The 24,105-nt window shown below is 68.9% G+C and carries 23 protein-coding genes; 14 read left to right on the top strand and 9 right to left on the bottom strand.

What is annotated here, in order from left to right; translation table 11 throughout:
• Window positions 1–146 precede the first annotated feature (146 nt).
• The 3 genes from AB4079_RS04555 to alr are packed head-to-tail and all read left to right on the top strand — an operon-like array spanning window position 147 to window position 2,249.
• Entirely contained in the window at window positions 147–383 is a 237-nt protein-coding gene (locus AB4079_RS04555; RefSeq protein ID WP_018191296.1) for a DUF7455 domain-containing protein, read from the top strand.
• A 56-nt stretch (window positions 384–439) separates the two neighbouring features.
• On the top strand, window positions 440–1,162 hold the full coding sequence (locus AB4079_RS04550; protein WP_441786102.1) for an alanine racemase: 723 nt from the start codon (window positions 440–442) through the stop codon (window positions 1,160–1,162).
• 10 nt (window positions 1,163–1,172) lie between these two features.
• A complete protein-coding gene (alr, locus tag AB4079_RS04545) occupies window positions 1,173–2,249 on the top strand; it encodes an alanine racemase (RefSeq protein ID WP_441786101.1) in 1,077 nt (358 codons plus the stop codon).
• Between the two features lie 22 nt (window positions 2,250–2,271).
• Here alr and AB4079_RS04540 read toward each other — a convergent pair whose 3' ends face one another.
• From AB4079_RS04540 to AB4079_RS04520, 5 genes are all read right to left on the bottom strand, one after another.
• On the bottom strand, window positions 2,272–2,988 hold the full coding sequence (locus AB4079_RS04540) for a type 1 glutamine amidotransferase (RefSeq protein ID WP_441786100.1): 717 nt from the start codon (window positions 2,986–2,988) through the stop codon (window positions 2,272–2,274).
• Window positions 2,985–4,259, bottom strand: a complete 1,275-nt coding sequence (locus tag AB4079_RS04535) for a MurT ligase domain-containing protein (RefSeq protein WP_441786099.1) — start codon at window positions 4,257–4,259, stop codon at window positions 2,985–2,987. The genes AB4079_RS04540 and AB4079_RS04535 overlap by 4 nt, the downstream gene beginning before the upstream one ends.
• Window positions 4,260–4,263: 4 nt before the next feature.
• The gene (locus AB4079_RS04530; RefSeq protein ID WP_441786098.1) at window positions 4,264–5,619 is read right to left on the bottom strand and encodes an RNA polymerase sigma factor; all 1,356 of its coding nucleotides are present in this window, start codon (window positions 5,617–5,619) and stop codon (window positions 4,264–4,266) included.
• A gap of 239 nt (window positions 5,620–5,858) precedes the next feature.
• Entirely contained in the window at window positions 5,859–7,190 is a 1,332-nt protein-coding gene (locus AB4079_RS04525) for an MFS transporter (RefSeq protein ID WP_441786097.1), read from the bottom strand.
• 69 nt (window positions 7,191–7,259) lie between these two features.
• Window positions 7,260–8,189, bottom strand: a complete 930-nt coding sequence (locus AB4079_RS04520) for a proteasome assembly chaperone family protein (protein WP_441786096.1) — start codon at window positions 8,187–8,189, stop codon at window positions 7,260–7,262.
• 92 nt (window positions 8,190–8,281) lie between these two features.
• On the opposite strand from AB4079_RS04520, the gene AB4079_RS04515 reads away from it, so the two are divergent.
• From AB4079_RS04515 to sucB, 3 genes are all read left to right on the top strand, one after another.
• A complete protein-coding gene (locus AB4079_RS04515; RefSeq protein ID WP_441786095.1) occupies window positions 8,282–9,778 on the top strand; it encodes a leucyl aminopeptidase in 1,497 nt (498 codons plus the stop codon).
• A gap of 104 nt (window positions 9,779–9,882) precedes the next feature.
• Entirely contained in the window at window positions 9,883–11,256 is a 1,374-nt protein-coding gene (gene lpdA, locus AB4079_RS04510; protein WP_441786094.1) for a dihydrolipoyl dehydrogenase, read from the top strand.
• Between the two features lie 78 nt (window positions 11,257–11,334).
• The gene (sucB, locus tag AB4079_RS04505; protein WP_441786093.1) at window positions 11,335–12,837 is read left to right on the top strand and encodes a 2-oxoglutarate dehydrogenase, E2 component, dihydrolipoamide succinyltransferase; all 1,503 of its coding nucleotides are present in this window, start codon (window positions 11,335–11,337) and stop codon (window positions 12,835–12,837) included.
• Window positions 12,838–12,842: 5 nt separating this feature from the next.
• Here sucB and AB4079_RS04500 read toward each other — a convergent pair whose 3' ends face one another.
• Window positions 12,843–14,312: a hypothetical protein gene (locus AB4079_RS04500; protein ID WP_441786092.1), complete on the bottom strand. Its 1,470-nt coding sequence runs from the start codon at window positions 14,310–14,312 to the stop codon at window positions 12,843–12,845.
• A 114-nt stretch (window positions 14,313–14,426) separates the two neighbouring features.
• Between AB4079_RS04500 and lipB the strand changes: the two genes are divergently transcribed.
• The 3 genes from lipB (at window position 14,427) to AB4079_RS04485 (ending at window position 16,830) form a co-directional block, all read left to right on the top strand.
• A complete protein-coding gene (gene lipB / locus AB4079_RS04495) occupies window positions 14,427–15,086 on the top strand; it encodes a lipoyl(octanoyl) transferase LipB (RefSeq protein WP_441786091.1) in 660 nt (219 codons plus the stop codon).
• Window positions 15,083–16,072 carry a lipoyl synthase gene (gene lipA, locus AB4079_RS04490; protein WP_441786090.1) on the top strand — a complete coding sequence of 330 codons (990 nt, stop codon included), beginning with the start codon at window positions 15,083–15,085 and terminating at the stop codon, window positions 16,070–16,072. Before lipB ends, lipA begins: the two co-directional genes overlap by 4 nt.
• 62 nt (window positions 16,073–16,134) lie before the next feature.
• The gene (locus AB4079_RS04485; RefSeq protein ID WP_441786089.1) at window positions 16,135–16,830 is read left to right on the top strand and encodes a DUF4191 domain-containing protein; all 696 of its coding nucleotides are present in this window, start codon (window positions 16,135–16,137) and stop codon (window positions 16,828–16,830) included.
• A 107-nt stretch (window positions 16,831–16,937) separates the two neighbouring features.
• Here AB4079_RS04485 and AB4079_RS04480 read toward each other — a convergent pair whose 3' ends face one another.
• The gene (locus AB4079_RS04480) at window positions 16,938–17,360 is read right to left on the bottom strand and encodes an RDD family protein (RefSeq protein WP_441786088.1); all 423 of its coding nucleotides are present in this window, start codon (window positions 17,358–17,360) and stop codon (window positions 16,938–16,940) included.
• 177 nt (window positions 17,361–17,537) lie between these two features.
• Here AB4079_RS04480 and glnA point away from each other — a divergent pair, with 177 nt between their 5' ends.
• On the top strand, window positions 17,538–18,962 hold the full coding sequence (gene glnA, locus AB4079_RS04475) for a type I glutamate--ammonia ligase (RefSeq protein WP_441786087.1): 1,425 nt from the start codon (window positions 17,538–17,540) through the stop codon (window positions 18,960–18,962).
• Window positions 18,963–19,119: 157 nt separating this feature from the next.
• Here glnA and AB4079_RS04470 read toward each other — a convergent pair whose 3' ends face one another.
• A complete protein-coding gene (locus AB4079_RS04470; RefSeq protein ID WP_441786086.1) occupies window positions 19,120–19,389 on the bottom strand; it encodes a hypothetical protein in 270 nt (89 codons plus the stop codon).
• Between the two features lie 107 nt (window positions 19,390–19,496).
• Between AB4079_RS04470 and AB4079_RS04465 the strand changes: the two genes are divergently transcribed.
• From AB4079_RS04465 to AB4079_RS04450, 4 genes are all read left to right on the top strand, one after another.
• Window positions 19,497–20,231: a hypothetical protein gene (locus AB4079_RS04465; protein WP_441786085.1), complete on the top strand. Its 735-nt coding sequence runs from the start codon at window positions 19,497–19,499 to the stop codon at window positions 20,229–20,231.
• Between the two features lie 72 nt (window positions 20,232–20,303).
• Window positions 20,304–21,761: a dicarboxylate/amino acid:cation symporter gene (locus tag AB4079_RS04460; RefSeq protein WP_441786084.1), complete on the top strand. Its 1,458-nt coding sequence runs from the start codon at window positions 20,304–20,306 to the stop codon at window positions 21,759–21,761.
• A 173-nt stretch (window positions 21,762–21,934) separates the two neighbouring features.
• Window positions 21,935–22,363, top strand: coding sequence for a YciI family protein (locus AB4079_RS04455; protein WP_441786083.1), 429 nt, complete (start codon window positions 21,935–21,937; stop codon window positions 22,361–22,363).
• 28 nt (window positions 22,364–22,391) lie between these two features.
• Window positions 22,392–23,627 carry an RNA polymerase sigma factor gene (locus tag AB4079_RS04450; RefSeq protein ID WP_441786082.1) on the top strand — a complete coding sequence of 412 codons (1,236 nt, stop codon included), beginning with the start codon at window positions 22,392–22,394 and terminating at the stop codon, window positions 23,625–23,627.
• 25 nt (window positions 23,628–23,652) lie between these two features.
• Here AB4079_RS04450 and AB4079_RS04445 read toward each other — a convergent pair whose 3' ends face one another.
• Entirely contained in the window at window positions 23,653–23,940 is a 288-nt protein-coding gene (locus AB4079_RS04445) for a HigA family addiction module antitoxin (RefSeq protein WP_441786081.1), read from the bottom strand.
• Window positions 23,941–24,105 lie beyond the last annotated feature (165 nt).

The raw sequence follows: 24,105 nt of genomic DNA, 5'->3' as shown, positions 1-24,105 counted from the left end.
CGGGCGCGGCAGCCTACGCCACCGACACCCGGGGCTCCGGGATGCTACGCGTTGAGCGAAATAGCAGCCAACACGCGCCTGGTTGCCGAGTATCCGTGGTTCTATAGAGGTACCGAGTTCATCGGTTGCGACGGAAGGAGCATCACATGTCGACACTTACCTCGGAGAACGGGGCCGTTGACGAGCTCGCATCGGGGCCGCAACTGACGGCCGCGGACCGTTGCGACAGCTGCGGAGCGCAGGCATACATCCGGGTCGTCGTGAACAACGGCGAGCTGCTGTTCTGCGCCCACCACGGCAAGAAGCACCAGGAGAAGCTCTCTCAGATCGCCCACAGCTGGCACGACGAGACCGCTCGCCTGTTCGAAGAGCAGCGCGCCTGACCCCGGGCTCCCATCGCGAAGCGCGAGGCCGACCGGAAAGACGAGCTGACCTGAGCATGGCGAACAGGACGAGTGTGCGCCGACGCGCCCACATCGATCTCGACGCCATCCGCTCGACGGCAGCCTCCGCCGGTTCCCCGCTTCCCGACTGCACCGCCGATCTCCGCGCCGACGCGTACGGACACGGGCTCATCCCCGTGGCCCGTGCGCTGACGGATGCGGGGGTCGGCGGTTTTGTCGTCTCACGGGTGGAAGATGCGGCCAGCATTGCGGACGAGGGTTTCCCGGTCCGCGTTTCGGTGGGCGCCCCGCGTTCGTCAGCCAGCCGTGACGGCCGGCTTCTCGGCCCCGAGCTCTTCGGCCTCGACCCGGTACAGGCTTCGGCGCCGGCCATGCGACTCGAGGGCGAGGTCATCGCCGTGAAGCGCGTCCCTGCCGACCGTGGTGTCTCCTACGGCTACACCTACCGCACAGCGCGGGCGAGCACGCTCGTGCTGGTCGCGCTCGGCTACGCCGACGGCATCCTCCGGGTCGCATCCAACAGGGCGCCGGTGAAGGTCGGCGACACGGTCGGCCGCATCACCGGGCGCATCGCCATGGACCAGTTCGTCGTCGACATCGGCGACGACTCCGCTTCGCCGGGCGACCCTGTCATCCTGTTCGGAGACCCGGCCCGGGGTGAGCCGACGGTGCTGGACTGGGCACGCGTGCTGGGCATCGCGGCGCCGGTGATCACCAGCCGGCTCGGCCGGCGCATCGAGAGGATCACCACCGGATGAGGACGCCCGCATGACCATCGTGGACGCCGTCGCCGAGCCGCTCCCCCGCGCCGTCGTCGACCGTGCAGCCGTGCGCCACAACGTGGCGCACCTGACACGGCTGATCGCACCGGCCGAGACGATGCTGGCGGTCAAAGCCGACGCCTACGGGCATGGGCTGCTGCCGGTGGCCGAGGCGGGGCTGGAGGCCGGGGCGACCTCGCTCGCCGTCCTCGAGATCCCCGCCGGGCTCGTCCTCCGGCACGCCGGCATCACGGTTCCGCTGCTCGCCTGGCTGCACGGCCGCGACACGGACTGGCGCGCGGGTATCGAGGCCGACATCGAACTCGGCATCTCTGCCACCTGGCAGCTGGAGGCGATCGCAGCCGCGGGGGCCGACCGTCCCGCCGTCGTTCATCTCAAGGTGGACACCGGGCTGAGCCGAAACGGAGCGACCCGCGAAGAATGGCCCGGCCTCGTCCGGACCGCGCTCGACCTGGAGCGCCGCGGCGTGGTCCGCATCCGCGCCGCCTGGTCGCACCTGGCCGACGCGTCGATCGCGGACGACGAGGCAGCGCTGGAGGAGTTCCGCGATGCGGTCGCCGAAGCCGAATCCCTCGGCGCCCACTTCGAGGCGCTGCACCTGGCGGCGAGCTCCGCGGGCATCCGGATGCCGGAGGCGCGGTTTTCGTTCGTGCGCTTCGGGATCGCGGCGTACGGCTTCTCGCCGTTCGACGACTCGACCGGCGCCGAACTCGGGCTCATCCCGGCGATGCGGTTGGAAGCGCCGGTGATCGAGGCGCACGTCGCTGGCACGACTCGGGCGCGCCTTGGCATCGGCTTCGCCGACGGCGTCCCGACACTCGGCATCGCGAAGACCTCGATCCAGCTCAATGGACGGCGCTGCCCGGTCATCGAGGTCGCCGCCGACAGCATGCTGGTGGATGCGGGACCTCACCGCGTCGAGGTCGGCGACACCGCCATCCTCTTCGGACCGGGCACCGACGGTGAACCGACCGCGGAGAAGTACGCCGACTGGGCGGAGACGATCGCCGACGAGATGATCACGGGCGTCGCCGCGCGCGTTCCGCGCGTCTACGTCAACTGACCGGTCGCGCAGCGCCGAAAGGCTAGAGCGAGACGCCCAGTCGGTCCGCGATCGCGCGGCGCGCGTTGTGGGCGTAGCGATCCACTCGCTCCGTCTGCGGAATCGGCGGAACCTCGCCCCGCAGCGCCGCCCCGAGCAGCCGGTCGGCCAGCGCCGGGTTCATCGGGAGCACCGGGCCGTGGAGGTGGGTTCCGATCGACGAACCGAGGGCCACGCCTTCGGCCCCGTCGCCATTCCCGGTACCGCTGGCGACGCGCCCGAGCGGTTCGGCGCCGTCCAACACGGTGCGCGCGGAGTGGTTCTCGAAGCCGGCGACCGACGAGCCGTCCGCCAGCCGCACGACGATCTCGCCGACGTGACGCTTGGCGCCCAGTGCGGCGCGGGTCGGGAACACGCCGGCACCCGCCAGCAGGTCGCCCTCCGGCGTCTCCAGTCCCGTGCCGAGCAGCTGCCAGCCGCCCGCGATCGCGAGGAACGGCACACCGGCGTCGCGCCACGCGCGCAGTTGCGGAGCAATGCGCAGAACGTCCTCGTGGACGGCACGCTGACCGGAGAGCGGACCGGAGCCGATGTGCACGATGTCGACACTCGCGGGCAGCGTGGCGCCGCTTGCGTGAGAGACGACCTCCACGTCGACGCCACGCCAGCGCGCACGCTCGGCCAGCGCCAGCACATTGCCGGCATCGCCGTTGATCCCGAGCTCGGCCGGGTACAGGTGCAGGATGCGCAGGACGGTCACCGCTTGCTGCCCTCCAGATCGAGGAAGCCCAGCTGCTTCCGGATGAGCATCATCTGCTCGTAGTTCACGATCATCGTCTTGGTGCCACGGGTCGGCTTCGGGAGGGCGAGGAAGGCCTGCAGCGCGGGCTTCAACTCGGGGACCACCTGATCCACCGCGATTCCCGCGTAGGCGAACCGGGTCGCGAACTGCCAGGCCTTGGTACCGGACACCACGTCGACCCTGGCGAGCTTGGTCAGGTCGATGTCGTAGATCCAGGACGGGTCGGGCGTCCCTTCGTCGACCGCGACGAACACCTGCTCGGGCGACTCGGCCAGATAGTCGAGATTCAGCTGAAGGCTCGGCGGGTTCTTCATCATGATGATCTCGACGTCCTCGTCGCCCACCCGCAGGGTCTCGCCACGGCCGTAGACGGTCCGCAGCGCCGCCATCGCGGCGACCACGGTGTTCGCCCGGAACCGGTCGCCCAGCAGGCGACGCGCCATCGCGGTGGCGCCGGCCGCATCCACCGCGTAGTGCAAACCACGAGCAGGCAGGCCGATGCGGACGCTCTCGCCGCCGATGCTGAGCTGCGCGCTCTGCACTTCCAGTTTGCTGACGAACACCGACGGAACGGGAAGGGAGCCTTCGGCCGCGCCGGACAGGTCCTTCACGTTCGCAAGGCCGTTCGGAGACGACTCGATGATGGAGGGCGCGACAGCGAACGTCGTCACGTCACGACCCTGCGCTGTGAGCTCGGCGCCGACGCGCGCGAGGCTGTCGTCGTCCGCGTTCACGACGACGAACTCGGACGAGCCCTCGGCGATGGAGCGCAGCATCCCGATCACCCTGGTCGGCTCGAAGAAGCGGTTGAGCTGGTCGATCTGCACGTTGAGGAGCAGCGACCCGCGCGGCTTCAGTACCCGCGCCAGGTCGACCCCGTACGCCTCGTCGACCTCGATCACACCGACGTCGCCGCGGACGAAACCGTCGAGCGGGACGTCCGCGAGCAGCGCCGAGGCGATCCCCTGCGGGAGGTTGCCGCCGGACGGGTTGGTGAAGACATCGAGGCCGTGCTCGCGCAGGATCGCCGTGAGCATGTTGGTGGTCGTGGACTTGCCGTTGGATCCGGACACGAACACCACGCCGAGCGGAAGTCGACTGACCGCACGCTCCAGGAACTTCGGAGCGATCGCCAGTGCGACACGGCCGGGGACCGCGGAGCCGCCTCCCCGCAGGCGCAGAAGCCAGCGGGCGAGGCGGCCGGCGATGACCGCCAGTCGGTAGCGCACCGGTTTACTCGAGGTAGTCGCGCAGCGACTGCGAGCGCGACGGGTGACGCAGCTTCGCCATCGTCTTCGACTCGATCTGACGGATGCGCTCGCGCGTCACGCCGAAGGTGTCGCCGATCTGGTCGAGCGTCTTCGGCATTCCGTCGCCGAGGCCGAAGCGCATGCGGATCACGCCCGCCTCACGCTCGGAGAGCGAGTCGAGCAGGCTCTCCAGCTGCTTCTGCAGCATGGTGAAGCCGACCGCGTCCGCCGGGACGACCGCCTCGGTGTCTTCGATCAGGTCGCCGAACTCGCTGTCCCCGTCTTCACCCAGCGGGGTGTGCAGGGAGATGGGCTCGCGACCGTACTTCTGCACCTCGATGACCTTCTCCGGGGTCATGTCGAGTTCCTTCGACAGCTCCTCGGGGGTGGGCTCGCGGCCCAGGTCCTGCAGCATCTGGCGCTGAACGCGCGCCAGCTTGTTGATGACCTCGACCATGTGGACCGGGATGCGGATGGTGCGAGCCTGGTCGGCCATCGCACGCGTGATCGCCTGACGGATCCACCAGGTGGCGTAGGTGGAGAACTTGAAGCCCTTCGTGTAGTCGAACTTCTCGACGGCACGGATGAGGCCCAGGTTTCCCTCCTGAATGAGGTCGAGGAACTGCATCCCGCGACCGGTGTAGCGCTTGGCGAGGCTGACGACGAGTCGCAGGTTGGCGCCGAGCAGGTGGCTCTTGGCGCGCTGGCCGTCGCGGGCCACCCACCTCAGCTCGCGCTCGAGCTCCTTGGTGAGGTTCGGCGTGTTCGCGAGCTTGTCCTCGGCGAAGAGTCCGGCCTCGATCCGCATGGCGAGCTCGACCTCTTCGGCCGCGTTCAGCAGGGGGACCTTACCGATCTGCTTCAGGTAGTCCTTGACCGGGTCGGCCGTCGCACCGGTGATGGTGCTGGAGTAGACGGGGATGTCGTCGTCTTCGTCGACCGCGCGCAGCACGAGCGCGTCGGTCGGCAGCGGAAGGTCGCCGGCCGGAGCGACGACAGCGGGCGCGGCGCCCCCGGTCGCTGCGTCACCGTCGGAGTCCTCCGCGTCGTCCGACTCGGTGTCGTCCGTCGCTTCGGTCTCCTCCGCGACGTCCTCCGCCTCGATCTCGACCTCGGCGTCGTCGTCGACCTCGACATCGTCCTCGTCCGTCGCGCTGCCCTTGGCCGCGGCTGAGGTCTGCTTCTTCGCAGCCGCCGTCTTGGCCGGGCCCTTCGCGGCCGTCTTCTTCGCAGCCGGCTTCTTGGCTGCGGGCTTCGTCGTCTCGTCCGCCGCGACGGTCGTGGTCTCGTCGACCTCGACCTCCGCTTCGCGGGTCTTCGTTGCTGCACGGGTTGCCATGTGAACACCTTTCATACCAAGCAGAGGGGCCGGATCCTGACGGCCGAGCCTGGCTCAGGGTTGCGTGCGGACACTACTAAGACCCGAGTCAAGTCCTGGTGGTGGCGTCGGGCATCGTCGAATGCTCCGACCCAGGGACATGAACGGGTCCAGACACTAATTATTGCACGTTCTGCACGAGCCCCCGACCACGTTCGGCCATTTCGGAACCGGATTCGCCTCAGCGCCCTCAGCGCCGGCTACAGCGCTTCGTGCCCGCCGCGCCTCCTCCACGCTCCGACGAGTGCAACCCAGAGCGGGGCCACTTCTATTCCCTCTTCCTCCTGCAGACGACGGCGGGTGCGGCGGCGCGCACGCACCAGGAAGCCGACGCCGATCCCGACGATGACGTACTGGATGGCGAACGCCCAGCGGAAGTGGTCCAGCTGGTAGAGCTGGGCGTCGCTGCCGGCTCCGTGGGCCTGCAGGTCGAGGGAGACGCCGATGAGGAACATCATCACGAAACTCGCCAGGAAACCGCCGACATTCACGATGCCGTTCGCCGAACCGAGGCTGTGCAGAGGGTTGAAGGTGCGCGCGAAGTCGAAACCGATCAGAGACCCGGGCCCGCCGATCCCGATAGCCGTGATCAGCACGATCACCGTCCACAGCGGCGGCTTGCCCGGCCAGAGCAGGACGAGCGTCCACGCTGCGGCCATCATGACCACGATGCCCAGGACGAGGTTGCTGCGCCGGAGCGGGAACCGCGCGGTCAGGATGCCGAGGATCGGACCGGAGATGAGGCCTGCGCCGACCAGCACCGTGAGCAGTGCGGACGCCTCCGCCGGCTCGATCCCCATGGCGAAGACCAGGAACGGAATGCCCCACATCAGGCTGAACACGGTCCCGGACGACTGGGTGACGAAGTGCGACCAGAAGCCGAGCTGTGTGCCCGGACGGGCCAGGCTGATCCGCAGTTGCCGCAGCGAGTCCGACCAGGTCGCCGGCCGTGGCCCCTCGCTCGCGCCGACCGGGCGATCGGAGACGGCCACCGCGACCCCGATCAGGGCGACGACCGACAGCGCCGCAGCGGACAGGAAGGCGACCGTCCACCCCGACAGGTGCAGGAGCAGGGCGAAGGGTATGGCCGAGAGCACCTGCCCGAGCTGGCCGACATTCCCGATCCATTGAGAGAGCTGCGGAACGATGCGACCGCGGAACCAGGAATTCACCAGGCGCATGAGGGAGGTGAAGACGGTGGCGTCCCCGGCACCGACCAGGATGCGGCCTACGATCGCGATCGCGATGCTCGGCGCGAACGCCACAGCCACCTGCCCGACCACCATGAGGGCGGTGCCGATGAGCATGAGAACGCGGGAGCCGATGCGGTCGATGAGGACGCCGACCGGCACCTGCATCCCGGCATAGACGATCAGCTGCACGACGGCAAGCGTGGAGAGGACGGACGCCGAGACGTGGAAACGTTCGGTTGCTGCGACGCCCGCGACACCGATCGTCGTGCGCTGCATGACGGCGATCAGGTAGGCGAAGACGCCGATCCCGTAGACGACCCAGGAGCGACGCGAATTCACCGGACGATCCTACGCCCGGCTATGCACTCCCGCCGTCCGCAGCGGTCGGCCGGCCCACGCGGTGTGCGCTCACCGGTCGCCTCGCCCGTTCTCCTCGTCGCCGTGACGGCGGAACGCGAGGAAGTTCTCCAGTTCGGCCGCGATCTCGTCGGCGCTCGGAAGCTCCCCGTCGCTGTCGGTCAGCGGCGAGCGCAGCTGCGTGTCCTCCATGTAGGAGTCGTGGCGCTCCTCCAGCGTGCCGACCAGCCGGCCCAGCTCGGTGTTCCCGGCGACCTGCTCGTCGATGTTCGCGATGAAGTCGCGGTCCTCCTGGCGCAGGCGGTCGGTCGGGAAGATCAGCCCCGTCGCCGCGCTGATCGAGTCGAGCGCCGCGACCGCGGCCGCCGGGTACTCGGTGTCGGCCAGGTAGTGCGGGATGAGCAGGATGAAGCCGGCGATCGGGTACGACAGCTGCTGCAGCCGGTACTCCAGCAGGTGCAGCGCGTTCGCAGGGACCTGCGTGTTCGGCTTCCAGATCGACATGGAGTCGATCAGGTCCTGTCGGTTGCCGCTCACCGTCACGCCGATCGGGCGGGTGTGCGGAACCGGCATGGGGATCGAGTGCACCCAGGTGATGCTCTTCACCCGGAAGCGCTCGATCAGGCCGAGGACGGCCTCCGTGAACGCCTCCCAGCGGAAGTCCGGCTCGAACCCGGAGAGCAGGAGGAACGGCTGGCGGAGCTCGTCGTAGGCCAGGTACAGCTTCAGGGTGGCGGGCTGGTAGTCGGTCAGGTGGTCCTGGTCGAAGTAGATGATGGGGCGGCGCGCGCGATAGTCGAGAAGGATGTCCGCGTCGAAGGTCGCGACGACTTCGCTGTCCAGCGTCCCGAGCAGGTAGGTGCCGAGCTGGCTCACGCCCGAGCCCGCGTCGGCGAAGCCGGTCAGGCCGGCGACCAGGGGGAGCCCCTCCGGCACCTCCAGTGCCGGATTGAGCTCGAACAGTTCGCGGGGGTCACGCATGGTTCAACTCTAGAGCGGACCTCGCCGGACGGCCCCCGTCGAGGCTCCGCCGTGGCAACGCCCACAGCGAACACCCGCGTTAGGGTCGAGACATGACCGTTCCCACGCTGACCGTGACCGACTCCCCTACCCCTACGACCTCCGCCGACGTCGTCGTCGTCGCCGCCCGGGTCGCGCGCGATGGCGTCACCGTGCTGTCGGGAGATCGTCGGGACGAATTGGCGCAGCAGCTCCGCGAGGTGGGCTTCTCGAGCGGCAAGGACGAGCTGGTGCGACTCCCCGGCCACGGCGACGGCCCCTCACTGGCGGTGATCGGGCTCCCTGAGGGCGGAGAGGACGCGCTGCGGTACGCCGCCGGCAGTGCGGTGCGCCAGCTCGCCGGGACCGCCGCCGTTGCGCTCGACCTGCCGGCCGGGAGCGGATCGGAGCTCGCTGCGGTGCTGGAGGGCGCGGCTCTCGGCGCGTATGCCTTCACGGAGTACCGCGAGAAGAGCCGCGCCGCCGCGAAGGACCCCGTGGGGTCGATCGAGGTGCTCGGCGGGGGCACCGACGCGGACATCGATACGGACGTGCTGGTCGCCCGTGCGACCGCTGTCGCCGAGGCGGCCTCCCTGGTGAAGGACCTGGTCAACATGCCACCGCTCGACCTCTACCCGGAGACCTTCGCGGAGCGCGCGACCGCCGCCGCGTCCGACCTGCCGGTGACCGTGACGGTGTGGGACGAGCAGAAGCTGGCCGCCGACGGGTTCGGCGGCATCCTGGGCGTCGGCCAGGGCTCCGCCCGGCCGCCCCGGCTGGTCAAGGTGACCTATGCCCCCGAGGGCGCGGAACGTCACCTGGCCCTCGTCGGCAAGGGCATCACCTTCGACTCCGGCGGCCTGTCGCTGAAGCCTGCGGGTGGAATGGTCGGCATGAAGTACGACATGACCGGCGCTGCGACCGTCCTCGCGGTCGCGCTCGCTGCCGCGCGCCTTGCTCTGCCCGTGCGGGTGACCGCTTGGCTTTGCCTCGCCGAGAACATGCCGTCGGGTTCTGCCATCCGCCCGAACGACGTGCTCCGCATCCGTGGCGGTCGCACCGTCGAGGTGCTGAACACGGACGCCGAGGGCCGGCTCGTGCTCGCCGACGGCCTCGTCGCCGCGAGCGAGGAGCAGCCGGACGCGATCGTCGACGTGGCGACCCTGACCGGCGCCGCCATGGTGGCGCTGGGCACCCGCTACGCCGCGCTCATGGGGTCGGATGAGCTGATGGATGATCTGCTCACGGCAGCGAAGGAGACCGGCGAGCTGCTCTGGCCGATGCCGCTCCCGGCCGAGCTGCGCGCCACGATCAACTCGGATGTCGCGGACATCGCGAACGCCAACCCGGGTAACACTGCGGGCGGCGCTCTGCTCGCCGGTGTGTTCCTGCAGGAGTTCGTCGGTCGCACAGGCGACGAGGACGACGCGCCGCGCATCCCGTGGGCGCACCTCGACATCGCTGGGCCCGCGAAGAGCCCCGCGGCGCCGTACGGCTTCACCGGCAAGGGACCGTCCGCCGTCAGCGTAAGGGCGCTCATCCGCCTGGCCGAGAGCTTTTCCGGGAAGTAGTAGGGTCGTATGGGCGGGAAAACCCGCCCATCAACACGTCTCCCGGAGCAATCCATTCCGGGTGGCTTCGTGTCAATGATCCTGATGCGCGAGGGAGTAGCTGGGTGTCCGAGCAGAACTTTGACATTGTGGTGCTCGGCGGTGGGAGTGGAGGCTACGCAGCAGCGCTGCGTGCGGCCGAGCTCGGTTTCACCGTCGGGATGATCGAGAAGGACAAGGTCGGCGGCACGTGTCTGCACCGCGGCTGCGTCCCGACGAAGGCGCTGCTCCACGCGGCTGAGATCGCCGATTACTCGCGTGAGTCGTCCAAGTACGGCATCGTCACCCAGCTGCAGGGCATCGACATCAATGGCGTGACCGAGTACCGCCAGGGAATCGTCGCCAAGAAGTACAAGGGCCTGCAAGGCCTGGTCAAGGCTCGCGGCATCACGGTGATCGAGGGCGAGGGCCGCCTCGTCTCCCCCACGACCGTCCAGGTCGGTGAGGACAACATCGTCGGCAAGAACGTCATTCTCGCCACTGGCTCCTACTCGCGCTCGCTCCCCGGTCTGGAGATCGGCGGCCGCGTGATCACCAGCGAGCAGGCGCTCGAGCTCGACTTCGTCCCGAAGAAGGTCGCCGTTCTCGGCGGCGGTGTCATCGGCGTGGAGTTCGCCAGCGTCTGGAAGTCGTTCGGTGCGGACGTCACCATCATCGAGGCGCTCCCCCACCTGGTCCCGAACGAGGACGAGGCCATCAGCAAGTCGCTGGAGCGCGCGTTCCGCCGCCGCGGCATCGACTACCGCCTGGGCATCCGCTTCCAGGGCGTCACCCAGAACGAGAGCGGCGTGGTCGTCACACTCGAGAACGGCGACACCGTCGACGCTGACCTGCTCCTCGTCGCCGTGGGCCGCGGCCCGCTGACCCAGGGTCTCGGCTTCGACGAGGTCGGCGTGACCATGGACCGCGGCTTCGTCATCACCGACGAGCGCCTGCACACCAACATCCCGGGCGTCTACGCCGTCGGCGACATCGTCCCCGGCCTGCAGCTCGCGCACCGCGGCTTCCAGCAGGGCATCTTCGTCGCCGAGGAGATCGCGGGCCTGAACCCGATCATCGTCCCCGACGTCAACATCCCGAAGGTGACCTACTGCGACCCCGAGGTCGCGTCGGTGGGCCTCACCGAAGCCAAGGCGGCCGAGAAGTACGGCGCCGACAGTGTCTCGAGCTACGACTACAGCCTCGCGGGCAACGCGCGCAGCGAGATCATCGGCACCAACGGCAGCGTGAAGGTCGTCCGTCTGAATGACGGCCCCGTGCTCGGCGTGCACATGATCGGCGCCCGCGTCGGCGAGCTGATCGGCGAAGCGCAGCTGGTGGTGAACTGGGAGGCGTACCCGGAGGACATCGCGCCGCTCGTGCACGCGCACCCCACGCAGAACGAGTCCCTCGGCGAGGCGTTCCTGTACCTCGCGGGCAAGCCGCTGCACACCCTCTAGGACCACCGGGCGGGTCCGCCTCTCGCGGGCCCGCCTGCAATAAGCTACTGAACGATCAGGTTTGAAGGAGAGAAGCTCATGAGCGAATCCGTCAGCCTCCCGGCGCTCGGAGAGAGCGTCACGGAAGGCACGGTCACCCGCTGGCTGAAGAATGTTGGCGACCGTGTCGAGGTGGACGAGCCTCTGCTCGAAGTCTCGACCGACAAGGTTGACACCGAGATCCCGTCGCCGGTCGCCGGCGTCATCGAGGCGATCCTGGTGCAGGAGGACGAGACGGTCGAGGTGGGCACCGCGCTCGTGACCATCGGCGACGGCTCCGGCGCGGGCGCCGAGGCACCGGCCGCTCCGGCTGCCGAGGCAGCTCCTGCAGAGGCCGCTCCGGCCGAGGAGGCCGCACCGGCCGAACAGGCCGCGCCCGCTGAGGAGTCCGCTCCCGCCCAGGCCGCACCGGCCGAGCAGGCCGCCCCTGCACCTGCTCAGGAAGCGCCGCAGGCTCCGGTCGCACCGGCGCAGCCGGCCCCCGTCGAGGAGGCTCCCGCTCCGCAGCCGGCCCCCGTCGAGGAGGCTCCGGCCCAGCAGGCCGCACCCGCTCCGGCGGCCGCACCCGCTCCCGCTCAGCAGGCTCCCGCACAGGCGGCGCCTGCCACCCCGGCTCCGGCCTCGTCGGGCGCTCACGCCGGCAACGCCGGCTACGTGACCCCTATCGTCCGCAAGTTGGCGAACGAGCAGGGTGTCGACCTGTCGACCATCACGGGCACGGGAGTAGGGGGTCGGATCCGCAAGGAGGACATCCTCCAGGCCGCAGCACCGGCCGCGTCCGAGTCCGCGGCTCCCGCCGCCGCTGCACCTACGCCTGAGGTCTCGCCGCTCCGCGGCACGACGCAGCCGATGTCGCGACTCCGCAAGGTCGTCGCCGAGCGCGCCGTCGTCTCGATGCAGTCGACCGCTCAGCTCACCAGCGTGGTTGAGGTCGATGTCACCAAGGTGGCCGCATTCCGCGACCGGGTGAAGGGCGACTTCCTCTCCAAGACCGGCGTCAAGCTGTCCTTCCTGCCGTTCTTCGCCCTGGCCGCGGCCGAGGCGCTGAAGACCTACCCGGTCATCAACGCCACCGTCGACGGTGACAGCATCGTGTACCCGGACCACGAGAACCTTTCGATCGCCGTGGACACCGAGCGCGGCCTGCTCACCCCCGTGGTGCGCAACGCGTCCGAGCTGGACCTCGCGGAGCTCGCGAAGCAGATCGCCGACCTGGCGGGCCGCACGCGCGACAACCGCCTGAAGCCGGACGAGCTCGCCGGTGGCACCTTCACGCTGACGAACACCGGTTCGCGCGGCGCCCTGTTCGACACCCCGCTGGTCTTCCTCCCGCAGGTCGCGATCCTGGGTACGGGCATCGTCGCGAAGAAGCCGGTCGTGGTCTCCGCGGACGGTTCCGACTCCATCGCGATCCGTTCCACCGTCTATCTGGCGCTCTCGTACGACCACCGCATCGTTGACGGCGCCGACGCGGCCCGCTTCCTCGTCGCGGTGAAGAACCGCCTCGAGGGCGGCAACTTCGAGGGCAACCTCGGTCTCTGACCCCGTCACGGGAACACCGCCCGCAGTCGCCAACCGGCCTCGCCCCTCACCAGCAGGAGCGAGGCCGGTTCGCTGTGCGGGGTCCGCATCGTGTCCGGCACCACAGCGATCAGCGCCGCGTCTCCCCACCGCTCGACGAGGCTCAGACCGGCCCCGGTGTAGTCCCGAGTCGCACCTGCTCCCTCAGCCTCCAATGCGTGCGTCTCCTGTGCGACGAACGCGGGCTCGCCATCCAGGACGTCCTCAAGGCACGCCTCCACGACCGGCCGGGCGGTGTAGCACGCATGTCGCGCGTCGAGCACGGCGCCGGCCGCCACCACGGGGTCATCCGACTGTGTACCGCCGGCCACGAGCGGGCGTCCCTCGGATGCAGGGCGAACCGATGGTTCCCCCTTCGGGGTCGGCGGTGCTGTCGCGTGAGAACTCCTCGTCGGGTGCGCTGCCGGCAGCGGCGACCCCATCGGCGACCGCGATGCCGATGTCGGACTCGTGCCAGAGGGGGACGGTAGGAGGGCGACGAGGGCCAACCCGGCGGCCAACGGAACAAGCCCGGCGACCACCACCGCCGGGCGGCGTTTGAGCCACGCGCCCAGCCGCTGACCCACCGCGCGAGCGGGATCGCCGTCGAGGAAGGCCAACGCCGTCTCCCACGGGTCTCCAAGCCTCCGTTTCGGCAACCGGCGAGCGACGACCGACTGCGTGTCGCCGGCCGGATCCTCCCGGCTCTCGGCGGGATCACAGAGCCTGACCGGTTCGGGCCCGATCGCGGACAGCACGGCCTGCTCCACCGACGGCCAGCTCCCCTGCCGCAGGCCGGCTTCGAGTGCCGACAGCAACGTCATTCCGGAGCCGTCCGTCACCTTCAGGCAGATGCTGTGAGCCAACGAATAGAAGGCCTCTGCGTCCGCCACGGCCGCCTCCGGCCCGTAGGGCACCACCCCGTCGAGCACATCGAGCGCAGGGCAGCCGTCCGCAGCGAACACGATCGCGCCAGTGGTCAATCCGGGGCGCGCCCATCCGCTCGCGTGCAGCGCCGCGAGACCGGCGGCCACTCCCAGCAGCACGGTCGCCGCCTCACCGCCACGCAGGCCACCGTCGCGGCGCAGGAGCTCATCGAACCCGCCGGCGGGGGCGTGCTGGAGGAGGACCGCATCCCACTCCCTTCCGCGTACACGACGCACCGGAAGTTCCCGCACCACCCCGACCACGTGCTCGGAGGCGGCGTCACGGCGAGCCCGGACATCGCGCGGCTCCTCCCCTCGTCGTTCGCGGACGCGCAGGAGGCAGGGACCGGGCAGCCCGCTCCCGGATACCACGACACGCGCTTCGGGCGGCCCCTCCGCTGGGTCGGCACCCTGCCGTGCGTCGCGCACCTCGACGACCCGCCACCCTTCGGCATGAACATGGAACGTCGCAGCGCGGTGGAGCTCGACAGAGGTGGGACACAGGGAGCGAGTGGAAGTCGTTCGGATCATGAATCCATTCCAGGCGACACCGCAACGGTGCACCGGGCCATCGCTGAATCTGTGGAGAGCCCGACTCTTCCCTGTGCTGTGAACGCATCGCCCGATCGCGCTTAGACTGAACCCGTGACCACGTATGACGTCACGGGGCTAAGCGCCAACTCCGTGCCGTATCTCGAGGCCCTTCAACAGCAGCGTGCACTTCACGCCGCTGTCGTCGCAGGCCGGGCGCCCGATACCGTCATCCTCCTCGAGCACCCGCCGGTGTACACCGCGGGCAAGCGGACCGCCCCGGACGAACGTCCGACCGACGGAACACCCGTCGTCGACGTCGACCGCGGCGGGAAGATCACCTGGCACGGGCCGGGGCAGCTCGTGGGGTACCCGATCCTCCGCCTCCACGAACCCATCGACGTGGTCGGCTACGTCCGCGCGCTCGAACGGGTGCTCATCGACGTGCTCGCCCGGGTGGGCGTCACCGGCGTGCAGATCGAGGGCCGCTCCGGCGTGTGGATGCGACCTGAACACAATCCCGGAGCCGTCAACGACGAGAAGATCGCCGCCATCGGCATCCGTGTCGCTGAGGGCGTCACCATGCACGGCTTCGCGCTCAACTGCTCCAACAGCCTGGACGCGTACGAGCAGATCGTCGCCTGTGGCATCCGCGACGCCGGTGTCACGACGATCTCGCGCGTGCTCGGCCGCACCGTCACGCCGCAGGACGTCGCGCCCCTCGTCATGGACGCGTTCGACCTCGAGTTCACCGCCGCCGAGGCCGTCGCGTGAGCGCCGTACCCGAGGGGCGCCGGATGCTGCGCCTGGAGGTCCGCAACGCCCAGACGCCGATCGAGCGCAAGCCCGAATGGATCAAGACCAAAGCCAAGATGGGCCCGGAGTACCGCCAGCTGCAGAGCCTGGTGAAGTCGGAGGACCTGCACACGGTGTGCCAGGAGGCCGGCTGCCCCAACATCTACGAGTGCTGGGAGGACCGGGAGGCGACCTTCCTCATCGGGGGGTCGCAGTGCACCCGCCGCTGCGACTTCTGCCAGATCGACACCGGTAAGCCGGCCGAGTTCGACCGGGACGAGCCCCGGCGCGTCGCCGAGTCGGTGCAGCGAATGGGCCTCCGCTACGCCACCGTCACCGGTGTCGCGCGCGACGACTTGGAGGATGAAGGCTCCTGGCTGTACGCGGAGACCATCCGGGAGATCCACCGCCAGTCCCCCGGGACCGGTGTCGAGATCCTCGTCCCCGACTTCTCCGGCAACCCCGCCTACCTGGGTGAAGTGTTCTCGGCGAACCCGGAAGTCTTCGCGCACAACGTGGAGACGGTGCCCCGGATCTTCAAGCGCATCCGGCCGGCCTTCCGGTACGAGCGCTCCCTCGACGTCCTCACGCAGGGACGCGCCGCCGGCCTGATCACGAAGTCGAACCTCATCCTCGGGATGGGCGAGGAACGTCACGAGGTCAGCACAGCCCTGCGCGACCTCCACGACGCCGGCACCGACATCATCACCATCACGCAGTACCTGCGACCAAGCCCGCGTCACCTGCCGGTGGCGCGCTGGGTGCACCCCGACGAGTTCGTAGAGCTCAAGCAGGAGGCGGAGGAGATCGGGTTCCTCGGCGTGCTGGCCGGCCCACTGGTGCGTTCGTCCTACCGGGCGGGGCGGCTGTGGGCCCAGTCGATGCAGGCCAAAGGACGGCCGGTCCCGGACGAGCTCCGGCACCTCGCGGACGCATCACTCGGTTTCGCGCAGGCGGTCTCCTGAGCACCCTCTCCCCGTAGCGAACGGGTCATCTGAAACCCCGCCGAACCGGTATCCTTGGACTCATGGCAAAGGACAAGTCCACCAAGGAGCCCGGCCGTCTGAAGCAGATGTGGCAGGTGTTCCAGATGACCCGGCGGTACGACAACCGCGCGGTGCTCTACATCGTCCTCGGGGCTGTCCTTCCGATCATCCTCGGCGTGCTGCTCGCGGTGTTCCTCTCCGGCGGCAACGTCTTCACGATGGTGCTGTGGATCCTCGCGGGCGTGCTCGCGGGTGTCCTGATCGCGCTCATCATCCTGGGTCGTCGCGCAGAGCGCGCCGCCTACTCGCAGATCGAGGGCCAGCCGGGCGCCGTGGGCGCCGTGCTGCGCTCGTCGCTCAAGAAGAGCTGGCGCGGCTCCGAGATGCCGGTGGCCGTGAACGGCAAGACGCAGGATGCGGTCTATCGGGCGACCGGCCGCGGCGGTGTCGTGCTCATCAGCGAGGGCCCCGCCACGCGGACCAAGCGCATGGTCGACGAGGAGCGCCGCAAGGTCAACCGGGTGCTTCCGAACGTTCCCGTCACCGTGATCACGGTCGGACCCGACGCCGACTCGGTGCCCTTGCACCGCGTCCCGCGCACGCTGGCCAAGATCAAGCCGACGCTGACGAAGGCCGAGGTGCTGGCGATCAGCAACCGCCTCCAGTCGATCGAGAACCAGATGCCGATCCCCAAGGGCATCGACCCCATGAAGGTCCGCGCGCAGCGAGCCCGCTGAGCCGCCCAGGCCCCAGCTGCCGAGTACACAAGAACTGCACGGAATCCGCTCGATTCCGTGCAGTTTCTGTGTACTCGACGGCGTGGAAGTGCGCGGACGGGACCGCGTCAGGCGCGGATGAGGACGGTTCCGGCGACCTTGTCGTGGAAGCCGCGCTGGTCCGAGTCCCAGACGAGCGCCGGGATCGCGAGGCACAGGAGCAGTGTGCGCACGCCCGGGCGCCACACCCCGACCCAGCCGCCGCGGACCGCGACCACACGCATCCCGAAAATACGGTGGCCGATGCTGCCGCCGATGGTGGGGATGAAGACGATCTGCAGGAGAGCGAAGATGCCGATCGTCGCCCACGAGTCATAGCGGAAGAACGCGAACGACAGGAACGACGCGATCGCCCAGTCGACGACGATCGCCCCGATCCGGCGACCCAGCCGACCGACCGAGCGCGGACCGGCCTCCGGCAGACCGAGGCGCTCCCCCGGGTAGCGGCTGGGGGCGACGTCTCCGGGGCGGTTGGCGGGGTTCTGCGGCACCCGCCGAGTCTACCGAGCGCCGCGCGGCGCATCCCGCACCATCTCATCCCCGACCCGGGTACGCGTAACATGCTGGAAACATTTGCGTCACCCCGGGGAAACGGCCTCCCCGTACCTTTGACCCGTGGGCTGCACGTGCAGCCCCTCACCCGCAAAAGCCATTTGGGAGTCGTCCGCATGTTCCGTGATTCTTCCGAGGTGCTCAAGTTCATCAAGGACACCGACGTCAAGTTCCTTGATATCCGCTTCACCGACCTTCCCGGTGTGCAGCAGCACTTCAACATCCCCGCCGCGACCGTCGACGAGGAGTTCTTCTCCGTCGGTCAGCTGTTCGACGGCTCATCGATCCGCGGCTTCGCGTCGATCCACGAGTCCGACATGCAGCTCATCCCGGATGTGTCGACGGCGTACGTCGACCCCTTCCGCGCCGAGCGCACGCTGATCATGGTGTTCGACATCTACAACCCGCGGAACGGCGAGATCTACGCGAAGGACCCGCGCCAGGTCGCCAAGAAGGCCGAGAAGTACCTCGCCTCCACCGGCATCGCCGACACCGCGTACTTCGCCCCCGAGGCGGAGTTCTACATCTTCGACGACGTGCGCTACGAGGTGAAGCAGAACTCCAGCTTCTACTCCGTCGACTCCGAGGAGGGCGCCTGGAACTCGGGCCGCGTCGAAGAGGGCGGCAACCTGGGCAACAAGACCCCGTACAAGGGCGGCTACTTCCCCGTGAGCCCGGTCGACAAGCAGGCCGACCTGCGCGACGACATCTCGCTCAAGCTGATCGACGCCGGCCTCATCCTGGAGCGCGCGCACCACGAGGTGGGCACCGGCGGCCAGGCGGAGATCAACTACCGCTTCGACACGATGGTGCACGCGGCGGACGACATCCTCAAGTTCAAGTACATCGTCAAGAACACGGCGAACGAGTGGGGCAAGACGGCGACGTTCATGCCGAAGCCGCTGTTCGGCGACAACGGTTCGGGGATGCACACGCACCAGTCGCTGTGGAACGACGGTAAGCCGCTGTTCTACGACGAGGCGGGCTACGGCGGCCTCTCCGACGTCGCGCGCTGGTACATCGGCGGCCTGCTGAAGCACGCCCCGGCCGTCCTCGCCTTCACGAACCCGACGGTGAACTCGTTCCACCGTCTGGTCCCCGGCTTCGAGGCCCCGGTCAACCTGGTCTACTCGGCCGGTAACCGCTCGGCGTCGATCCGCATCCCGATCACGGGCAGCAACCCGAAGGCGAAGCGCATCGAGTTCCGCGCGCCCGACGCCTCCGGAAACCCGTACCTGGCCTTCGCGGCCCAGCTGATGGCCGGCCTCGACGGAATCAAGAACCGCATCGAGCCGCACGAGCCGGTCGACAAGGACCTCTACGAGCTTCCGCCCGAGGAGGCCAAGAACATCCCGCAGGTGCCGGCATCGCTCGGCGAGGCCCTCGACGCGCTCGAGGCCGACCACGACTTCCTCACCGCAGGCGGCGTGTTCAGCCCGGAGCTCATCGAGACCTGGATCGAGTACAAGCGCGAGAAGGAGATCAAGCCGCTCGCGCAGCGTCCGCACCCGTTCGAGTACGAGCTGTACTACGGCGTCTAACCAGAAACCCGCGGCAACACGCGGTTTCTGAGATGTCGCGGGCTCGCTAGTCCGCATAAAGTCCGCACGAGTTGCAGGACGGTCCGCGAAAGCGACCGAAACCGCAGCTCGTGCGGACTTTTCTTTGTGCAGGCAGACGTTCGATCGTCGCTCGCGATCACCCAGCCGGATGTGGGTTCGGCGGCCCCTTCCAATACCCATCCTTGGGCGTGTTGTCGTACCGCACGAGATCGTCGGCGCGCTCCAACGTCTCGCATACAGCCATGAGCCGGCGCTGTGCCGGGTCGAGATCCCACCTGATCACCAAATACTGGTCGGCACCGCGCTTGTCGGTGTACCGGCGGATGACAGCTTTCGGCAGCACAGGATTGTCGCGCATCACCAGCCAGGTGTCCCTGTCGTAACGGATGGGCTTCGGACGCGTCACATGATCATTAGAACATACGTTCGAATGCGCGCAACTATGGAACCATTCCGGCCCGTCCGGACATTAGTAGGTGAGGGCACCCGCCCATCAACACCTTGGGGGACCACATGAAGAAGCTCACGCTGCTCGTAGCCGCGGCCATCGTACTGACCATTTCCGGCTGTTCGGCACCGCCGCTGTCCGGTACTGCGCCCGTGGCGCTGGTCTCTGCGCGGCCGAGCGTGAGTGCTCCCGCGAGTGCGACACCGGCGACACCGGGAACCAGTACCAACTCCGCAACTCCGACCGCAGCCGCCCCCACGCCTTCCGCCGCAGCGCCGGCCGACGGCGGAGCGGTCAGCAACACCACCCCGGACCCGCAGCGTGTGCAGCCCGTGCAGCCCACTCAGCCGGCTCAGCCCTCACCTGCGCCTGACCCGAACGGTGTAGACCCCGCGGGCTATGCTTCGCACGCCATCGACCCCGGGAACGGTGGCGTTGCACTGCCTGGCCTCGAGTTCATGACGGCTGACGGGAATGTCATCTGCGGGATCAAGCCGACCACCGACGGAGCTCCCGGTTTCGCGACCTGCACACCGAGCACCTGGCGCACCGTCATCCCGCAGAACGGTAACGGTATGCCGGAGCACGCGGTCATTCTTTTCACATCCAACGCCGCAGGTTGGCTGTTCCCGGACTTGTACTCACAGCCGGCGCGCACGATCCCCGTCCTTCCGGAAGGGAAGAGCATCCGCCTGGAGAGCATCACCTGCTCGGTCAGCGGCGGAGCGGTGACGTGCGTGAACGCCCCAGGGGGCGCTGACTTCGTCGTGTCGACGGCCGCGGTTACCTACCACAACTGACCCCGTTTCCATCTGTTGCGGTATGTTTCCGGCCGCCTGGGAGAACGCCGTGCGCCCACCTAGCGTGGAAGCATGACTTCGCTCTCCACATCCTCACCAGGCCAGGTGACGCGCCGCCGTCCGCGCTGGTTCCGCTCGTTTGGCGTCCAGGTCACCGCCGCCCTCATCCTCGGTGTCGTCGCCGGACTCGTCGCCCGCCAGCTGGGCGCGCCGGGCGGCCAGCCGAACGCCCTCACCGCGACCCTGAACACGATCGGGCAGTCCTACGTCTCCCTGCTGAAGGCGGCCGTCGTCCCCCTGGTCTTCCTCGCCATCGTCTCCAGCATCGGCAACCTGCGCCGGGTCTCCAACGCCGCACGGCTCGCCGGTCGCACCCTGCTCTGGTTCGCCATCACCGCGTTCATCGCCGTGAGTATCGGGATCGCGCTGGGCGTCGTCATCCAGCCGGGCAGCCGGGCGTCGCACGGCGAACTCGCGGCCTCCGACCCTGGAGTGACCGCCACCTGGTGGAACTTCCTGCTCGGTCTGGTGCCGTCGAACTTCGTCGGCGCGCAGGTGAACACCCACGTGGATGTGGCGGATGGCGTCGCGACCGCCACCTCCGCTGTCAGCTTCAACGTGCTGCAGGTGATCGTCGTCGCTGCCGCGATCGGCATCGCCGCGCTGAAGGTGGGCCGTCGGGCGGAACCGTTCCTGGCCTTCACGGATTCGGCGCTCAAGATCGTGCAGCGCGTGCTCTGGTGGATCATCCGCCTCGCGCCGCTCGGCACCTTCGCCCTCATCGGCAACGCCGTCGCCACCTACGGCTGGACGACGATCGGCTCGCTCGCCTGGTTCGTGTTCGCGATCTACCTGGGCCTCGCCATCGTCCTCTTCGTCGTGTACCCGATCATCGTCCGCAGCAACGGGCTTTCGATCCGCCAGTACTACTCGGGCGTGTGGCCCGCCGTCCAGCTCGGCTTCGTCAGCCGGTCGTCCATCGGGACGCTGCCGCTCACGCAGCGGGTCGTGGAGCGGAACCTCGGCGTCCCGAGTGCGTACGCCTCGTTCGCCGCTCCGCTCGGCGCGACCACGAAGATGGATGGCTGCGCCGCCATCTACCCGGCGATCGCCGCGATCTTCGTGGCCCAGTTCTACGGGCTCCACCTCAACATCCTGCAGTACGTGCTCATCATCGTCGTCTCCGTGGTCGGCTCGGCGGCAACGGCGGGGACGACCGGCGCGATCGTCATGCTGACCCTGACGCTCTCGACACTGGGCCTGCCGCTGGACGGCGTCGGCCTGCTCCTGGCGGTCGACGCCATCCTGGACATGGGCCGCACGGCGGTCAACGTGGCAGGGCAGGCGCTGGTGCCGACGATCGTGGCCAAGCGCGAGGGCATCCTCGACCTGGAGCTGTACAACGCGCCGCGCACCGGCGACCCGTTCAACGACAGCGACGAGGCGACCGCTGAGGGTGCCGAGCCCGACGCGACCGTGCACGGCGGCGAGTCGGAGCCGTCTCGCGATGAGGTCGCTCAGCCCGCCTGACCCCACCCGATTCCCACAAAGGGCCGCTCCTGAGGAGCGGCCCTTTCGTGCGTCACCGGTTGCGTGTTGATCCGCAAGAAAATTTCCCGACCCGTGTCGACCTCCACGCGCGCCGTTCGACACGAAGATAGGAGGGTGCGAGAAGCGCACCCCGGACGTTGAAGGAGTCACCCATGAAGTACATGCTGATCATGCGATCGACGGATGCCGCCAAGGAGGCCTACGAGGAGATGGACTTCAACGAGGTCATCACCCGGATGGGCCAGTACAACGAGCAGCTCATCTCCGCCGGCGTGCTGCTGGCCGGTGAGGGGCTCTCCGACGATGTGGAGACCACCGGCTTCGTCGTCGACTTCTCGACGACGCCGCCCGCCGTCACCGATGGACCCTACGGGGAGACGCACGAGCTGTTCAACGGCTTCTGGATCCTCGACGTCAGCTCGAAGGAGGAGGCCGCGGAGTGGGCGAGCCGCTGCCCGCTGGGGCCGGGGTCGAAGCTGGAGGTGCGACGTGTCACCGACGAGAGCGACTTCGCCGCGTTCGCCGACAACGAGTACATCCAGAAGGAGGCCGAGTGGCGGGCGGCCGCCGACAAGGCGTGACCGGCGCGACGACGAGGAGCGCAGTCCGGTGAACGGGATCCCGGCCCGGGTCGACGCCGTCTGGCGCATCGATGGGGCGCGCGTCGTTGCGACGCTCGCCAAGATGACCGGCGACGTCGGCCTGGCCGAGGATCTCGCCCAGGAGGCTCTCGTCGAGGCTCTCCGGCAGTGGCCGAGGGATGGCGTCCCGGACAACCCTGGCGGCTGGCTGACGGCGGTGGCCAAGCGCCGCGCCATCGACCAGTGGCGCCGCCGGGACCGGCTCGACGATCGCTACCGGGCGATGGCGGCGACCCTGGAGGAGGCAACCGAGTCGGACTGGGAGCCGATCGACGACGACGTCCTCCGCCTCGTCTTCACCGCGTGCCACCCGGTCCTCTCGCGGGAGGCGCAGGTCGCGCTCACGCTGCGCATCGTCGCCGGTTTGAGCACGGAGGAGATCGCCAGGATGTACTTCGTGCCGGTGGCGACGGTGCAGCAGCGGATCGTCCGGGCGAAGAAGACCATCTCTGCCGCGCGCATCCCGTTCGCCTCCCCCGAGCCGGCCGAGTGGAAGGACCGCTTGGCGGGCGTACTCAGCGTTGTCTACCTGGTCTTCACCGAGGGGTACGCGGCGACCACCGGGCCCGAGTGGATGCGCGCCGACCTCGCCACCGAGGCGCTCCGCCTCGGCCGGACTGTCGCAGCGCTGCTCCCCCGCGAACCGGAGGCGCACGGCCTGGTGGCTTTGATGGAATTGCAGGCTTCGCGATTCGCCGCGCGGACGAGACCCGACGGCACCCCGATCCTGCTCACCGACCAGGACCGGACGCGGTGGAACCGTTCGCAGATCGTGCGCGGCCGGGCGGCGCTGGAGCGTGCGGATGCGCTCGGGCGCGGGCGCGGTCCCTACGCCCTGCAGGCGGCCATCGCCGAGTGCCACGCGGTCGCCCCGAGCGCGGACGACACCGACTGGGACCGCATCGTGGTCCTCTACGAGGCCCTCGGCCGCATCGCGCCGAGCCCGGTCGTCGAACTCAACCGCGCGGCTGCGGTCTCGATGGCGACGGGCCCCGCCAGCGCGCTCCGGATCGCCGACGAGCTGGCCGCCCAGGGCGCCCTGCGCGGCTCGCACCTGCTCCCGAGCGTCCGTGGGGAGTTGCTGGCACGCCTGGGCAGGACCGAGGAGGCGGTCTCCGAGTTCACGGCAGCGGCGGCGCTCGTCGGAAACGACCGCCAACGGCAGGTGCTGCTGGACAAGGCCGCACGCCTCCGCACCCTCTGACCGCCGAGCGCCAGGCCTGGGACGGTCAGCCGGCCAGAAGGGGCCGGATCTCGTCGAAGTCGGACGCGTGAGTGGACAGCGCTCGCTCCAGGTCGTAGTGCGCCTGCAGGTTCAGCCAGAACTCTGCGGTCGTCCCGAACGCCCGCGAGAAGCGCAGGGCCGTGTCCGGAGTGATCGCCCGCTTTCCTGCAACGATGTCGCCGATGCGCTGGGCAGGAACGTGCACCGCCTTGGCCAGGGCGTACTTCGTGAGGCCGAGGGGCCGCATGAACTCCTCGTAGAGAACCTCGCCCGGAGTGATGAAGTCATTCATGGCGCCCTCCTCGATAGGTGACCCGTGGGCTCTGGGTCAGTGGTAGTCGACGATTTCGACAGGTCGGCGGCGGCGTTGAGCATCGTGAGCTTCCGTCGTGCGACCCGTCGAAGGTCTGGCCCGAAGCGCTTGACGGCGATTCCCTGCCACACCGCCTCGATATCG

It is taken from the genome of Leifsonia sp. 2MCAF36 (genome assembly GCF_052115525.1).
In the GTDB taxonomy this organism is placed as follows: domain Bacteria; phylum Actinomycetota; class Actinomycetes; order Actinomycetales; family Microbacteriaceae; genus Leifsonia.
The sequence above is the reverse complement of the archived record's forward strand: the minus strand, read 5'-3'. Positions and strand labels throughout refer to the sequence as shown.

Bases quoted from the DNA above. Each gene is read 5' to 3' on its own strand.
- AB4079_RS04555 (WP_018191296.1), top strand. From the start codon at position 147: ATGTCGACACTTACCTCGGAGAACGGGGCCGTTGACGAGCTCGCATCG.
- AB4079_RS04550 (WP_441786102.1), top strand. From the start codon at position 440: ATGGCGAACAGGACGAGTGTGCGCCGACGCGCCCACATCGATCTCGAC.
- alr (WP_441786101.1), top strand. From the start codon at position 1,173: ATGACCATCGTGGACGCCGTCGCCGAGCCGCTCCCCCGCGCCGTCGTC.
- AB4079_RS04530 (WP_441786098.1), bottom strand. From the start codon at position 5,619: ATGGCAACCCGTGCAGCAACGAAGACCCGCGAAGCGGAGGTCGAGGTC.
- AB4079_RS04520 (WP_441786096.1), bottom strand. From the start codon at position 8,189: ATGCGTGACCCCCGCGAACTGTTCGAGCTCAATCCGGCACTGGAGGTG.
- AB4079_RS04515 (WP_441786095.1), top strand. From the start codon at position 8,282: ATGACCGTTCCCACGCTGACCGTGACCGACTCCCCTACCCCTACGACC.
- sucB (WP_441786093.1), top strand. From the start codon at position 11,335: ATGAGCGAATCCGTCAGCCTCCCGGCGCTCGGAGAGAGCGTCACGGAA.
- AB4079_RS04500 (WP_441786092.1), bottom strand. From the start codon at position 14,312: ATGATCCGAACGACTTCCACTCGCTCCCTGTGTCCCACCTCTGTCGAG.
- AB4079_RS04485 (WP_441786089.1), top strand. From the start codon at position 16,135: ATGGCAAAGGACAAGTCCACCAAGGAGCCCGGCCGTCTGAAGCAGATG.
- glnA (WP_441786087.1), top strand. From the start codon at position 17,538: ATGTTCCGTGATTCTTCCGAGGTGCTCAAGTTCATCAAGGACACCGAC.
- AB4079_RS04465 (WP_441786085.1), top strand. From the start codon at position 19,497: ATGAAGAAGCTCACGCTGCTCGTAGCCGCGGCCATCGTACTGACCATT.
- AB4079_RS04460 (WP_441786084.1), top strand. From the start codon at position 20,304: ATGACTTCGCTCTCCACATCCTCACCAGGCCAGGTGACGCGCCGCCGT.
- AB4079_RS04455 (WP_441786083.1), top strand. From the start codon at position 21,935: ATGAAGTACATGCTGATCATGCGATCGACGGATGCCGCCAAGGAGGCC.
- AB4079_RS04445 (WP_441786081.1), bottom strand. From the start codon at position 23,940: ATGAATGACTTCATCACTCCGGGCGAGGTTCTCTACGAGGAGTTCATG.